This is a genomic window from Bradyrhizobium sp. USDA 4461 (assembly GCF_054055655.1).
Map to the genome: position 1 here is coordinate 4,796,807 of NZ_JBSRXM010000001.1, position 13,689 is coordinate 4,810,495.

Sequence of the window (13,689 nt, forward strand, 5' to 3'; positions counted from 1 at the left end):
CCACTATTCCGAAATCATTGCCAGGACAGCGCGCCCGGAACGACACGACAAAGGAGCTCACGCGGTCTCTGGGGCGCGTACTCATAAACTCGTCGCGTCCGCTCTTGTGCCAGAAGCTAACGTTGAAGCCGACGTAACCGCGGCCTCGTGTCATGAACGGAAGTTGCCGCGGTGGAAGAGCAGCGAAGCCAGTTCGTATGGGATTTCACGTCGGAACGGCGACTTCGCAATCAAGGCCTTCCGAACGCCAGTCAAAGCGCACCATACCGCCAAGTGGTTTGATGGTTCCTTCGATGAGGCGACTACCAAAGCCCTTGCGTTTTGGCGCACTTACGCTCGGACCACCCAATTCGGTCCAACGGAGCGCCAGTACTCCATCTTTGCTGCGCGACCACGTCAACCTAACATGGCCTTTCGCGTTAGATAGCGCTCCATACTTGGAAGCATTGGTTGCCAACTCATGCAAGACCACAGCAATCGCCTGCGCAGCGGTAGGTTCTAACATGGTTTGAAGACCGTCCATCCGAACCCGCGTGCCGTGTTCATCGAGATAAGGGGCGAGTTCCTGCCTGGCGATCGCCGAGACTTCAGCGCCTATCCACCGCGATTCAACAAACAGCGAGTGAACATTTGCCATCGCTTGGATGCGCCCGCTGATCACATCCTTGAGGCCTTCGGAAGTGTCGGACTGGGAAAGATTGATGATTGCCTGCACGTTTGAGAGGATGTTCTTGCTTCGGTGCTCCGCCTCGCGAGCGAGAATCCCGATCTGCTCCTGAGCCCGCTTCTGCTCGGTAATATCCCTCGCAATCTTCGATGCGCCAACGATGTTGCCATGGGCATCTTTGACGGGAGAGACAGTGAGCGAAACGACGATTGAGCTACCATCCTTCCGTCGGCGAACAGTCTCAAAGTGGTCTATCCGTTCACCACGTCGGATGCGCGTTAAAATGTCGCGTTCTTCGCTTAGTCGATCCTCCGGGATCACAAGCGTAATCGGCCGACCGATCGCCTCGGAGGCCGCATAGCCAAAGATGCGCTCGGCCCCCTTGTTCCAGCTCGTAATGATGCCGTCCAGATTCTTGCTGACGATCACGTCGTCGCTGGACTCAACTATAGAGGCCAGCAGATTGGCCAAGCGCTCGGCACGTTCCTTAGCCGGCTCGTTGACGAGAGGCCTGCGTTGAAGTCCCGGCTGGTCTTTGGATGTCAATGGGAAGTCCCAAAATGTAGGTGCTGCACTGCCGTTAGCAGCTAATCATAGCACCAAAAAGCCCTAAGGATCTCTGTTGGGGCAGCAGCGGAAGTCGACGTGAGCTTAGAACGGACGAGGTCCTCGACCGAGGCCCCATAATCCGCCTTTAACCAATGCAAAAGCTTCCAAGTCGTTCTCGACATTACCGTGCGCTCGGAATCGCCGGTGATTGTTATCGTCGACGTGGCGCAAATGGCAGAGGGCTCAATGGTTTGGAACGTTGTACCCCTCCTGCGGTTTGTCTGACAACATCCGAGGCGCCAACGATGGTCCCCCAAGAGCAGCTAAAGAGCGATAGGGTCAGGATTTTGCTCGTGGAGGACGAATGGTTAATCCGATCTGATGCAGCTGAGCAGCTTCGAAGCGCTGGGTTCGGGGTTGTTGAGGCAGCCACCGCAGATGATGCGATGGATTACATCTCATCAGGCGAACGGATCGACGCGCTCATAACCGACATTCGAATGCCAGGCACTCTTGATGGTCTTGATTTAGCTAGGAAATTGCGCGTCATGCAACCGATGCTGCTCATCCTCGTTGCCTCCGGAAGCACAGAACTGGAGGGCGCAGCGAGCCGCGTAGGTAGGTTCATCAGCAAGCCATACGATCCCAAGCAGATCGCAATGCTGATCGCGGAGATGCTCGGTCCTGCGCTGTAGTACGTATGCAAGCAGCAACTGTATTGATCGTCGAACATGACGTTCTCGTGCGGCATCCGCTGGCGGAGTACCTTCGCGAGTGCGGCTATCGCGTGGTGGAGGCAACGGACCACGATGAGGCGCGTGAATGCCTCGAAGGTGGCAAGCACAATATCGATGTTGCCTTGATCGACGCGGGTAGTCCCACCGGTTCCGGGTTTGCTCTTTCTGCCTGGATAAGGGGCAACCACCCGACTGTGAAGACGATGCTGGGAGCTACAGTCGGCAAAGTCCTCGCGTTAGCTGGCGATCTTTGCGAGGAGGGCCCGCAGGCGGCAAAGAAGCTGAACTATCGACCCGTGCTGGACCATATCCGTCAATTGTTAGCGACCCGAAAGCGGCCGTGAGTCCCCCAAGAACTTGTAGCGGAAATCGCCGCCAGCAGGCCGCTCGGAGTCAAAAGCCGTCGCCGCAAGCCGTCGTTTATGGGTACACGACCTAGGACAGCATCTCACCTATCTTTGCCGCCAGTTCTTCAATTTGAAAGGGCTTGCTTATCATCGCCATATTCGTTCCAAGGAAACCAGCTCGAATGGCGGCGTTTGCGGCATAGCCGGTGACGAACAGGATCGGCACCTTCGGATGATGCTTGCGAGCGACTTCAGCGAGCTGCCGGCCGTTCATGCCGGGCAGTCCAACATCGGAAATCATCATGTCTATCGGGCGGCCGCTTTCCAGCAGCTTGATTGCGGTGTCAGAATCAGGGGCTTCGATCGTTCCGTAACCCAGCTCCGAGAGCAGTTCGCCGATGAGAAGACGAACCGAAGGGTCGTCTTCGACAAGCAGAACGGGCTGACCGGCTCCCTGCGGAGACGCTTCATGATGAACGGTGGTCTCGACCGCGCTTTGATCCGCAGCCGGCAGGTAGATCTTCGCGGAGGTGCCCTGGCCCGGCGTCGAATGGATCCGGACCTGGCCGTTTGACTGCCGTGCAAACCCGTAGACCATCGATAGGCCGAGACCGGTGCCTTGCCCCACAGGCTTTGTCGTGAAGAAAGGATCAAAGACCTTTTCAATCAGGTCCGGCGTCATTCCGACACCGGTGTCCGAAACTGCCACGACCACGTAGCGGCCGGGCGAAATGCCTGGTCGAGACCTTGTATTTGTCGCGTCGAGGTCAACTACGGACGTCTCGACGGTAAGCTTGCCTCCGTCAGGCATCGCGTCTCGCGCGTTGATGGCGAGGTTTAGGATGGCGTTCTCGAGTTGATTTGCATCCACGATGGCGGCGGGCACGTCCTCGTTGGTTTCGATGGCGATCGAGATGTTCTCGTCCACCGTGTGATGTAGCAGGTCCGAGAGCGACCGGACGAGGGCATTGATATCGGTCGGTTTGCTGTCTAGAGATTGCCGGCGCGAGAAGGCAAGAAGCCGTGACGTCAGATTGGCAGCCCGATGCGCCGATGTACTCGCCGCGTCCATGAAGCGATTCAAGTCGTCAAACCGATTTGATGCAATGCGCCGTTTCATCAAATCGATGGCGCCGATGACGCCCGTCAGCATGTTGTTAAAGTCGTGCGCAATGCCTCCGGTGAGCTGGCCGACAGCTTCCATCTTCTGAGCTTGGATCAGCGCGGATTCTGCCCGCGACCGCTCTGCCGTCTCCTTGCGGAGATCGGCCAAGGCCTTCTCGAGCTCCGCGGTACGTTCGGCTACCTGCAGTTCGAGCGTCTCGGCGGCCTTTGCCAGCCGTTGCTGCGCGAGCTTTTGCTCGTTGATGTCGACGACGACGCTTATCGCCCCCATGATCGCGCCGTCTCTCAAGATTGGCACGCTGCTGATCCGGGTCCAGACCGGTCCCTCTGCCAAGCCCGTGTAGAGAAATTCGACCCCGGTCACATGTTCGCCCTGCAGCGCACGCGCGCTCGGGAAACGGCTTCGCGAGAGCGGAGACCCGTCGATGTCCTGCGCAAGCCATTCATGTTCTGCCCCAGGGTCGAAAGCGGGGCTTTTGCCGGACTTGGAAAAACGTCTGAATGCCGGATTGGAGAGCAGACCGGTTCCGGTCTTGTCAAGGAACATGACCCCGACCGGAAGATTGTCGAGCAGCGTTGTCAACCTCGCCCGCTGCGTGTCTAGCTCCGCGAGCTGGTCGCGCATCAGAAACTGTCGCTGTCGCGCCCGCATCGCCGACGTGATCGTACTCAGCAGGGATTCGCTGCTGAGTGGCCTCTCGAGCAAGACCACATTCGTCGCGCTTGGCGGCAGTTTTCGGCGGACGGCCTCATTCGGACGCTCGCGTCCCGCTCGTCGGCCGAATAGTAGAATGAACGGAATGTCCGACCATGCCGGTTGTGCCGTCAGGGCGGATTGCAGCGCCGACGTGTCAACGCCGAGTGCTTCCTCGGTCATCAGAATGACGCCCGCGTGCGCATCGACGAGTGGCGCGAGCTCGACGAAGCTTTCGCAGATCTTCGTATCGTACCCCTGGGACAGCAGTAGTCCCGATACGCTCTCCGCATCGCTGCCGTAAGGGGCGATGATCAGGACGCGATGGCCCTCAGCTGCTGTCCTATGCACCTGAACCGCGATCTTCCATGAGAGGATTGGTTGCGCCGGTGTATTCCGGTTTTCCGGTCAAGATGCCCCTGAACTCCGACAGAGGCTCGCCGACCCTCACGCCCCGGTCGTCGATGCGCATCTCGCGGATCGTATCTTCGTGCCTTCCGGACCTGCTTTTGACCACGGAGATGGCCTTCCTGATACGTCCTGCAGCCTCGAAAAACCGCAGAAGGATGACCGTGTCGGCCAGATAAGAAACATCCAAGCCATTCGTCTGCAGGTTTCCGAAGAAGCCGCTTTGGGGGTTGATCATCAGCGTCAGGACGCCGGACTGGCTCAGGTAGGACAGCAGTTCGTGAAGCTGCAGAATAAGTTGCTGCTCCTGCGGCATGGCGGCGACGTAGCCGCTGAGGCTGTCGATCATGAGGATCTTGATGGAGCGTTGTTGGACTTCCTTGATAACGTTGGCGGCAAACTCGCCCGGCGAAATCTCCGCAGGATCGATCTGCCGAACGACAAGCTGCTCCTTATCGATGCACGCTCGAAGATTGAGGCCCATGGCTTCCGCGCGCGCCAAAAGGGTGTCGATGCGCTCGTCGAATTGATAGACCGTCACCTTCTCTCCTCTCGCGCAAGCAGCAGCGAGGTATTGCAGCCCGAGAGTGGTTTTACCCGCGCCGGAGGGGCCGGTGATCAGAATTCCTGTGCCGCGCGCAGGGCCGCCATTCAGCAAGGCGTCAAGTTCCGGTATGCCGCTACGAACGCGTTCGTTCGAGTATTCGATTTCATGCTCGGCCGCGACCAGTCGAGGAAAAATATCCAGGCCGCCACGCCGAATGACGAAGTCATGAAATCCGGCGATGAAATCCACGCCTCGAAGCTTTTGAACCTGAAGCCGCCGCCGTGCCGCGCCAAAGTCCAGCGTCAGCCGCGACAGGGTAATGACGCCATGGCAAAGGCTATGTAAGTGATTGTCCGAATTGCCGCCTGATCCGGTGAAGTCGTCCACCAGCAGGACGGTCGTACTGAGACCGGAGAAAAATTGCTTCAGAACCAGAAGCTGCCGCCGATACCGGAGCGGATCCTGGGCGAGCAGCCGCATTTCGGAGAGACTGTCGAACACGACCCTGGTCGGCTTGATCTTCTCGACCTGCGCCTTGATGAGCTTGATCGTTTCTCCAAGCTCGATTTCCCAGCTATGGAGTATCGACTGATCTCTGCCCGGGCCGAGGACTTCGTCCGCAGCGCTCAGTTCAAAAATATCGATTCCGCCGAGATTCCAACCATGGGAGGCCGCGACGATTTCGAGCTCTTCCTTGGTTTCCGACAACGTGATGTAGAGCACCCGCTCGTTCTTGGATTGCCCGTCCTGGAGAAATTCGAGGGCGAGCGTTGTTTTGCCCGAACCGGGCGTTCCCTCGACAAGATACAAGCGGTTGCGGGGCAAGCCGCCACGAAGGACATAGTCCAAACCGGCGTTGCCGGTCGAAATGCGATTGCGTGTGTGATCCATGGCGCGTTTGGTAAATGGCTCAGTATTTGTCGTTCTGCACGAGACGGCAGAGGCAAAGGGCTGTTGCCAGATACGCCGCCCGCCGCCGATCAAAATGTTCACTAGTGAACACAACCACCGCCTCTGAAGGGTACGTCAGAGAAGACGATGCTGTTCAAACCCATGCTCCTGTCCTTCATTGTTCCTGGAACAGAACGCGCGCGACGGCGATTGGCTCCCTCAGACAAGGAACTCTATTTCGGCCATTCGGTCGGATAACAGCGGAACATTTTTCGTGGGGCCACCCATTCGGCAGGTGGGAGAGGGGCAGCCGGAATGTGGGGCAGCACATGAAATCGCACGGCCCGATCTTGTCGATTGCGCCGCCTGGCTTGTCACAATCCTGATTGGACAGAGAACGCCGCAAACGACCTTGCACCACAAACCCAACGGACCCGGACGAGCTCAGGTCGCCATCAAAGTCCAAGCAATGGGCTGCGCGGGCGATCAGTTTATGAGTGCGCGCGTAGTCATTGTCGCGCCGCCAAATCCGCGATCGCCTTCATCACGGCGTTGCGGATGCCGGGATCGTAGAGGATGTGGCCGGCGCCATCGATGATGCGGACTTCGCTGCCCGGCCAGCGCGCGGCGAGCGCGTGCGAGGTCGCGGGCGGGCACAGCAAATCGTAGCGGCCCTGCACCAGGATGCCGGGAATGCCGGCGAGCTGGCCGGCTTCCTCCATCAGCTGGTTCGGCCGCATGAAGCAGTCATTGGCGAAATAGTGCGCTTCCATGAACGGCGTCGAAGGCAGGGCGCCCGCTGCCTTGAGATCGAGCCGCGTCTGCTTCGGCGTGTGCTCCGACAGCACGCGTTCGGTGTCGTGCCAGGCGCGCGCGGCCGGTGCGTGCACGGCGGCATCGGGATCGAGGATGCGGCGATAATAGGCCGCAAGCGGCGCCGCGCGCTCGTCCGCGGGCAGGACGTTGAGGAAGTCTTCGAAGAGGGCGGGATAGAAGCGTGGCAGAGCGCGCAGAAAGACGTCGTCCAGCTCTTCGCTGGTGCCGAGGAAGGTCGCGCGCAGCACCAGGCCACTGACCCGTTCCGGATGAGCCTCTGCATAGGCCAGCGCCAGCGTTGCGCCCCAGGAGCCGCCGACCACCATCCAGCGCGCGAAGCCGAAATGTTCGCGGATCTTCTCCATGTCGGCGATCAAATGCTGCGTCGTGTTGTGGTCGCGGCTGCCCTTCGGCCGGCTGCGGCCGCAACCGCGCTGATCGAACAGCACGGCGTGAAAGCGCTCGGGATCGAACAGCCGGCGGTGGTCCGGCTGGCAGCCGCTGCCCGGGCCGCCATGCAGATAGACCGCCGGGATGCCGCCCTCGCGCCCGACGCTCTCGACGTGCAGGCTGTGGCCACAGCCGACATCAAGCCATTCCGACGTCAGCGGCGCAAACGGATCGCCGCGCCTCGCAGCCTTGCCGGCGTCGGCGTCAGGCGCCATGGGGGTTGTCCTGAGATTTATCCTGGTGTTCGTCCGTCTCCAGCGTGCCGCCGGCGAAGTTGCGATAGAGGAAGCGGTTCTGCGTGCCGGCGGATTCCCGCTCGGCCTGCTTGAAGATTTCCTCGTGCCGCGGCGACAATGCGCAGGCCGGGTCGGTATTGCCGGCGTCACCGGTCAGCGCAAAGGCCTGGCAGCGGCAGCCGCCGTAATCGACCTCACGGAATTCGCAGGACTTGCACGGCTCCGGCATCCAGCCGGTGCCGCGATAACGGTTGAAGGCCTCCGAGTTCTGCCAGATCCAGGCGATCGAATGGTTCGAGCGCACCGACTCGAATTCGAGCCCGGTGATGCTCTCGGCGGCGTGGCACGGCAGCACCTTGCCGGCCGGCGAGATGTTGAAGAACTGGCGGCCCCAACCGCCCATGCATTTCTTCGGCCGCAGCGCGTAATAGTCCGGCACCACATAATCGATCGCGAGCGTGCCCTTCAGGCGCGCCTGCGCTTCCTCGACGATCCGGCTGGTCTCCTCGATCTGCTCGACCGTCGGCATCAGCGCGGCGCGGTTCTTCAGCGCCCAGCCGTAATACTGCACATTGGCGACCTCGAGCCGGTCGGCGTCGAGATCGACCGCCATCTGGATGATGTCGGGCAGCTGATGCAGGTTCTGCCGGTGCATCACCGCATTCACCGTGAGCGGCAACTCCAACTCGCGGGTCCACTTCGCGACCTCGAGCTTCTTCTTGTGCGCGCCCTTCAGCCCTGCGACGCGATCGGCCACGGTGGGCTCGTTTGCCCTGGAAGCTGATCTGCACATGGCTGAGGCCGGCATCGGCCAGCGCCGACAGCTTGTCCTTGGTCAGCAGCACCGCCGAGGTGATCAGGTTGGAATAGAGCCCGACATCGGATGCGTGCTGCACCAGCTCGACGATGTCCTTGCGCGCGGTCGGCTCGCCGCCGGAGAAATGGACCTGGAGCACGCCGAGCTCGGCGAGCTCGCTCAGCACCTTCTTCCATTCCTCAGTCGTGAGCTCGGTCGAGCCGCGGTCGAGCTCGACCGGGTTGGAGCAGTACGGGCATTGCAGCGGGCAGCGGTGGGTGACCTCGAGGAGCACCGCGAGCGGGATGCCGTAGGTCTCGGCCGCCGAGCGAGCGCCTTCCAGCACCGCAAGCCCGTCGCTCGGGCCCGTCGTGATCTTGTTGTCGGCGAGCGTGTCACTCATGCCGTGCTCTCGCGCGCTTCGGTGAGAAAACCCTTGTCGGCCAGATCCTGCAGCATCGCGATCACGTCGGTCGCGATCGCCTCGCGTGGAGCGGCGTATTTCTCCGCGAGCTGGTCGACCATTTGGGCGACGCTGCGCACGCCGTCGCAGAGCTGCAGCACCTCGACCGCGATCTCGTCCGGCGCCAGCACGCGCTCCGGCGCCAGGATTACCCAGACCTGACGTGTCTCGTCGAATTTCAGCCTGGTATGCCGCGGCAGTTTCGGCCGGCTGGTCTCGCTGACGCTGATGTTGCGGCTGGCCATGATCGTGTCCTTAGCCCGCCTTCGGCACGAAGGCGCCGGGCGGAATCTGGCCGTCGACATACGCATGGTAGAGTGCGTCGAGCTGCACCCAGAGCACGTTGGTCTTGAAGATCAGCGCGTTGCAGACCGCCTCGCGCTCGGCCGGCGTTTTCGCATGCTGCTTGACGTAGTCCAGCGCGAAGCCGGCGTCGCGCGGCGCCTGGGTCAGGCGGCGGCTGAAATAGCTCATGATGTCGGGGTTGACGAAGTCGTAGTGCTTCAGCATCCCCGAGATGCGCTCCTCATGCAGGTTCGGCGCGAACAATTCGGTGAGCGAGGAGGCGATCGCCTCCAGCGGCGTGCGATCGCGGCAGAAATGCACATAGGCCTCCACGGCGAAGCGCGTCGCCGGCAGGATGCCTTCGGTGGATTCCACATAGGCGGTGTCGAGGCCGAGGCCTTCAGTCAGCTTCAGCCAGCGCTCGATGCCGCCTTCGTTGCCGAGGTCGCCGTCATGATCCTCGATGCGGTGGCGCCATTCGATCCGCGTGTTGCGGTCGCGGAAGCGCGAGATCACCATCGCGTCCTTCAGCGGGATCGTGCTCTGATAGTAGTAGCGGTTCAGCGCCCAGGCCTGGACCTGGCCCTTGTTGAGCTTGCCGCCGTGCAGCAGGCGGTGGAACGGATGCAGGCTGTGATAGCGCGTCGCACCGATCGTGCGCAGCGTGGCTTCCATCTCCTCGGCACTGTCGAGCGTAACGCCCTTGCCGATCGAGAGCGCGGTCATTCCGTTGGTGGGCACCACATTCACAGCACGATCTCCGTTCCGTCGGAGGGAATCTGCCAGCCCGCCTGTTCGGCCGCCTTGCGTTCGGCCGAGGTCCCAAGCAGTACCGGGTTGGAGTTGTTGATATGCAAAAACACTTTTCGTCCGATGTCGAGCCCGGCGAGGCTTGAGATCGCGCCCTGATCGCCGGACATCGCGATATGTCCCATGCCCTGGCCGGTCTTGTTGCCAAGCCCCCCCGCGATCAGCTCGTCGTCGCGCCACACCGTGCCGTCGAAGAACACCAGGGGCGCGCCCTTGAGCCGTTCTTTCAGGTCGTCGGTCACCCGGGCGCAGGCGGCCAGGAAGTAGAAGTATTTGCCGCTGCGCTTGTCCGCAATACGCAGACCGAGCGTATCGCCGACGCCGTCGGCGCCGGCTGGGTGCGCCTTGCCCTCGAGATACCAGGCGCCCTTGCCGGGAACCTCGAACGGCAGCACCTCGAGTCCGGACGGCGATCCGTCGGGCAAAGTGGGCTCGAAGGCCTGGTCGACCGCGATCGGCAGGCGGGCGACGTTCTTGTCGCTCAGCACGTTGAAGATGCTGTTGGAGCGCAAGATCGCCAGCACCCGCTCATGGGCGTAGATCGCAAATGGCGAGCCCTCGCGCATCGACAGCAGCCCGGCGACCGCATCGATCTCGCCATTGGTGAGGATGACGCCGGCGATCGGGCTGTGGCGCAGCGCGCCGGGCTTGGGATGCAGTTGCGGCGTCGCGGTGAATTGCTGGCGCAGATCGGGGGAGGCGTTGACCAGAAACCAGTGCGTACCGTCGCCGCTGACGGCGATCGAGGCTTGCGTGCTTTGCAATTCCGGATGGTCGCTTCGCGCCGTCCTGCACACGGCACAGCCGCAGTTCCACTGCGGAACGCCGCCACCCGCCGCGGCACCCAGGACGACGACACGAAGCATGATCCGTCCCCTGGAGAGTTTTTCTCGAACCCAGAAACGTTACGAGGTGGACCCCGGTTTTGAAACACACTCCCTTGTTCGGGAGCGCGTTACGCCCGGATGTCCACCTGCGCTAAAACGCTAAACGTGTAGTGGGCGCTGCCGCTTACTTGCGGGTGGCGCACATATACATGTTGATTTCCATGCCGACCGACACTTCGACGATCTTCGGTGCTTTCCAGGCCATTTGGCTCTCCTTGTTGCAACCGGACGAACTTTCCGCCCTAACGGGTAAACTACTGCGGTTCGAAAAGTTCGCCACTTAAATTTTTCGCAAGGAGCCCTGCGGAGCGGCATGCTGCACTGCGGAAGGCAATTCCGGCCCACTCACAAATTTGTGCGCGCCGTTCCCGTCAAAACCCGGTGCCATCAGACCTTTTTCCTGTTGTTCGCCACACGGTGAATGGTGATGTTGGATTAAGAAACAGGGGCCCGCGGTCCTCCCAAGGTCCTGGTGACTAAATTGTGCTTCCCCGCGACGGGAAGCGACTAACCGAGCCGAGTTCAGCCGATGCCACGCTATTTCTTCAATACCCGTATCGGCGACGAGCTGATTTCCGATCCCGACGGCGAGATCCTGCGGGATCCTGATCGTGCGTGGGAGATGGCGCGGGCGATGATTCGCGAGCTGCTCAAGACCGAGGGGGCCGATGGTGCGCTGCTCAGCGCGGTCATCGAGGTGACCGACGACGAGGGCGAGATCGTGCTGGAGTTTCCCTTCACCGAGGCGATGCTGGATCGCCCGGACCGCTCGATGACGAGGCACTGACGCACGCTGACCCGGCCGCCGCCTACAACCATGCGTTGGCCGATGTCAGTGATGTTTCCGATTGCAATTGTCCGGACAAATTCGCAAGACTATGAACGGAAAGCCGAACCGCGCCGGTCCACATTAATGGCGCAATCAACAACGGCTTCCACCCAGGGGAGATCATCATGAAAAAACGCTCGTTCGCACCACGCAGCCTGATGCTGGCGGGGGCCATGCTGGGGGCGTTCACGCTCTCTGCTGCGGCGCAACAGCCCGCGGCCGCGCCCGCCGCCGGTGCCGCGCCTGCCGCGCAGCCGCTGCCGCCGGGCTCGCCCATGATCGGCCGTCCGGACAATGAGGCCGCCGCCAAGCTTGCGCCGGTGGCGCCGCCGCCGCTGCCGGCCGCGCCCGACAAGCTGCCGCTCGCCAAGCTCAAGGTGCCGGCCGGTTTCAATGTCGAGGTCTATGCCGCAGGGATGGCCAATGCGCGCTCGCTGGCGCTCGGCGACAAGGGCACGGTGTTCGTCGGCAGCCGGCTCGTCGACAAGGTCTATGCGATCGTCAACAAGGACGGCAAACGCTCGGTCAAGGTGATCGCCTCCGGCCTCTATCGCCCGAACGGCGTCGCCTTCAAGGACGGCACGCTCTACATCGCCGAACTCTCGAAGGTCTCCAAGATCGACAAGATCGAGGACAATCTGGACAACCCGCCGAAGCCGACCGTGATCTACGACAAGCTGCCGAAGGACGAGGCGCATGGCTGGAAGTTCATCGCCGTCGGCCCCGACAACAAGCTCTATGTCCCGGTCGGCCAGCCCGGCAACAACGTGCTGCATGATGCCGATCACGGCCAGATCCGCCGCATGAATCTCGACGGCTCCGGCGCCGAGATCTACGCGCTCGGCGTGCGCAACTCGGTCGGCTTCGACTGGAATCCCGAGACCAAGCAGATGTACTTCACCGATAACGGCCGCGACTGGCTGTCGGAGACGGTGCCGGAAGACGAGCTCAACCGCGTCACCAAGGCGGGCGAGGATTTCGGCGCGCCGTATTGCTGGCAGGGCAACATCATCGACCAGGAGCTCGGCTGGGGTAAGTCCTGCAAGGACTATACCGCGCCGGTCGGCCTGATGGGCCCGCATACCGCTTCGCTCGGCATGCGCTTCTATACCGGGAGCATGTTCCCGAAGGCCTACAAGAACGTGATCTTCGTCGCGCGCCACGGCTCCTGGAACAAGTCGCAGAAGCAGGGCGGCGACGTCGTCGTCGTCAGGCTGAACAAGGACGGCACCGTGAAGTCGGTCGAGCCGTTCCTGACCGGCTTCCTCGAGGACAACAAATATGTCGGCCGCCCGGTCGACGTGATGCTGCTGAAGGACGGCTCGCTTTTGGTCTCCGACGACTGGAACGGCGCGGTCTATCGCGTCAGCTACGGCAAGCCGAAGGTCGCTAACCAGTAATTGAAAGTCGTCATCGTCATTGCGAGCGAAGCGAAGCAATCCATTTTTCCACGTGCGGAGAGATGGATTGCTTCGTCGCTTCGCTCCTCGCAATGACGGAATATGCCGGGAGCAGCCAATGTACAAAACCATCACCGTAGCGCTGGCATTGGCCTCAATCGCGTTTCCTGTCGGCGCCGAGACCATCCAGGAGCGCGCTGCGGCGTGCTTTGCCTGCCATGGCGAGCACGGCACGTCGGAGACCGAGAACACGCCCTCGCTCGGCGGCCAGCAGGCGCCCTATGCGCTGATCCAGCTCTTCATGTTTCGCGAGAAGCTCAGGGTGTTCGACCCGATGAACGAGATGGCGAAGCCGATGACCGACGACGATTTGCGCGCCTTCTCCGATTTCATCGCCACGCTGCCGAAACCGACGCCCCCCGCGGATGCCGGCGATCCCGCTAGAATCGCGCGCGGCCAGGCGCTGGCGCAGCAGAACCGCTGCAACAGCTGCCACAACACCGATTTTTCCGGCAAGGACAACGTCCCCCGCATCGCCAACCAGCGCGAGGACTACCTCGCCAAGACGCTGGCCGAATACAAGGACAACAGCCGCCACGGCTACGACGCCACCATGGCCGACGTGATGCAGACGGTGAGCAAGGAGCAGATCGGCGACCTTGCCTATTACATCGCACATGTCCGCTGAAACATCAGGCGGCGGCCCGCTGGCCTTGCTCTTCGTGTGGGGCTAAAACGCCTGCGTCATACGG

13 protein-coding genes and 1 pseudogene are annotated in these 13,689 nt (G+C 61.5%); 5 read left to right on the top strand and 9 right to left on the bottom strand.

The window, feature by feature from the left end:
• Positions 1–205 precede the first annotated feature (205 nt).
• Positions 206–1,213, bottom strand: coding sequence for a PAS domain S-box protein (locus ACVINW_RS22080; protein ID WP_456753239.1), 1,008 nt, complete (start codon positions 1,211–1,213; stop codon positions 206–208).
• Between the two features lie 356 nt (positions 1,214–1,569).
• Between ACVINW_RS22080 and ACVINW_RS22085 the strand changes: the two genes are divergently transcribed.
• On the top strand, positions 1,570–1,911 hold the full coding sequence (locus tag ACVINW_RS22085; RefSeq protein WP_456753240.1) for a response regulator: 342 nt from the start codon (positions 1,570–1,572) through the stop codon (positions 1,909–1,911).
• 5 nt (positions 1,912–1,916) lie between these two features.
• The gene (locus ACVINW_RS22090; protein WP_456753241.1) at positions 1,917–2,297 is read left to right on the top strand and encodes a response regulator; all 381 of its coding nucleotides are present in this window, start codon (positions 1,917–1,919) and stop codon (positions 2,295–2,297) included.
• Between the two features lie 91 nt (positions 2,298–2,388).
• Here the strand turns inward: ACVINW_RS22090 and ACVINW_RS22095 are convergent, their stop codons facing one another.
• The 8 genes and pseudogenes from ACVINW_RS22095 to pqqA form a co-directional block, all read right to left on the bottom strand.
• The gene (locus tag ACVINW_RS22095) at positions 2,389–4,470 is read right to left on the bottom strand and encodes an ATP-binding protein (RefSeq protein ID WP_456753242.1); all 2,082 of its coding nucleotides are present in this window, start codon (positions 4,468–4,470) and stop codon (positions 2,389–2,391) included.
• Positions 4,463–5,965 carry an ATPase domain-containing protein gene (locus tag ACVINW_RS22100; RefSeq protein ID WP_456756469.1) on the bottom strand — a complete coding sequence of 501 codons (1,503 nt, stop codon included), beginning with the start codon at positions 5,963–5,965 and terminating at the stop codon, positions 4,463–4,465. The genes ACVINW_RS22095 and ACVINW_RS22100 overlap by 8 nt, the downstream gene beginning before the upstream one ends.
• Positions 5,966–6,474: 509 nt before the next feature.
• A complete protein-coding gene (pip, locus tag ACVINW_RS22105) occupies positions 6,475–7,446 on the bottom strand; it encodes a prolyl aminopeptidase (protein WP_456753243.1) in 972 nt (323 codons plus the stop codon).
• Positions 7,436–8,666 (bottom strand): annotated as a pseudogene (gene pqqE, locus ACVINW_RS22110) (pyrroloquinoline quinone biosynthesis protein PqqE). The gene pip and the pseudogene pqqE overlap by 11 nt, the downstream one beginning before the upstream one ends.
• Entirely contained in the window at positions 8,663–8,971 is a 309-nt protein-coding gene (gene pqqD / locus ACVINW_RS22115) for a pyrroloquinoline quinone biosynthesis peptide chaperone PqqD (protein ID WP_173638120.1), read from the bottom strand. The pseudogene pqqE and the gene pqqD overlap by 4 nt, the downstream one beginning before the upstream one ends.
• Before the next feature lie 10 nt (positions 8,972–8,981).
• A complete protein-coding gene (gene pqqC / locus ACVINW_RS22120) occupies positions 8,982–9,737 on the bottom strand; it encodes a pyrroloquinoline-quinone synthase PqqC (RefSeq protein ID WP_456756470.1) in 756 nt (251 codons plus the stop codon).
• A gap of 20 nt (positions 9,738–9,757) precedes the next feature.
• Entirely contained in the window at positions 9,758–10,687 is a 930-nt protein-coding gene (gene pqqB, locus ACVINW_RS22125; RefSeq protein WP_456753244.1) for a pyrroloquinoline quinone biosynthesis protein PqqB, read from the bottom strand.
• Between the two features lie 145 nt (positions 10,688–10,832).
• Positions 10,833–10,913, bottom strand: coding sequence for a pyrroloquinoline quinone precursor peptide PqqA (pqqA, locus tag ACVINW_RS22130; RefSeq protein WP_035635412.1), 81 nt, complete (start codon positions 10,911–10,913; stop codon positions 10,833–10,835).
• Between the two features lie 324 nt (positions 10,914–11,237).
• Between pqqA and ACVINW_RS22135 the strand changes: the two genes are divergently transcribed.
• The 3 genes from ACVINW_RS22135 (at position 11,238) to ACVINW_RS22145 (ending at position 13,625) form a co-directional block, all read left to right on the top strand.
• Positions 11,238–11,495, top strand: a complete 258-nt coding sequence (locus ACVINW_RS22135) for a DUF6894 family protein (protein ID WP_212021861.1) — start codon at positions 11,238–11,240, stop codon at positions 11,493–11,495.
• Between the two features lie 167 nt (positions 11,496–11,662).
• A complete protein-coding gene (locus ACVINW_RS22140; protein WP_456753245.1) occupies positions 11,663–12,937 on the top strand; it encodes a PQQ-dependent sugar dehydrogenase in 1,275 nt (424 codons plus the stop codon).
• Between the two features lie 118 nt (positions 12,938–13,055).
• Positions 13,056–13,625 carry a c-type cytochrome gene (locus ACVINW_RS22145; protein ID WP_456753246.1) on the top strand — a complete coding sequence of 190 codons (570 nt, stop codon included), beginning with the start codon at positions 13,056–13,058 and terminating at the stop codon, positions 13,623–13,625.
• The last annotated feature ends 64 nt before the right edge of the window (positions 13,626–13,689 follow it).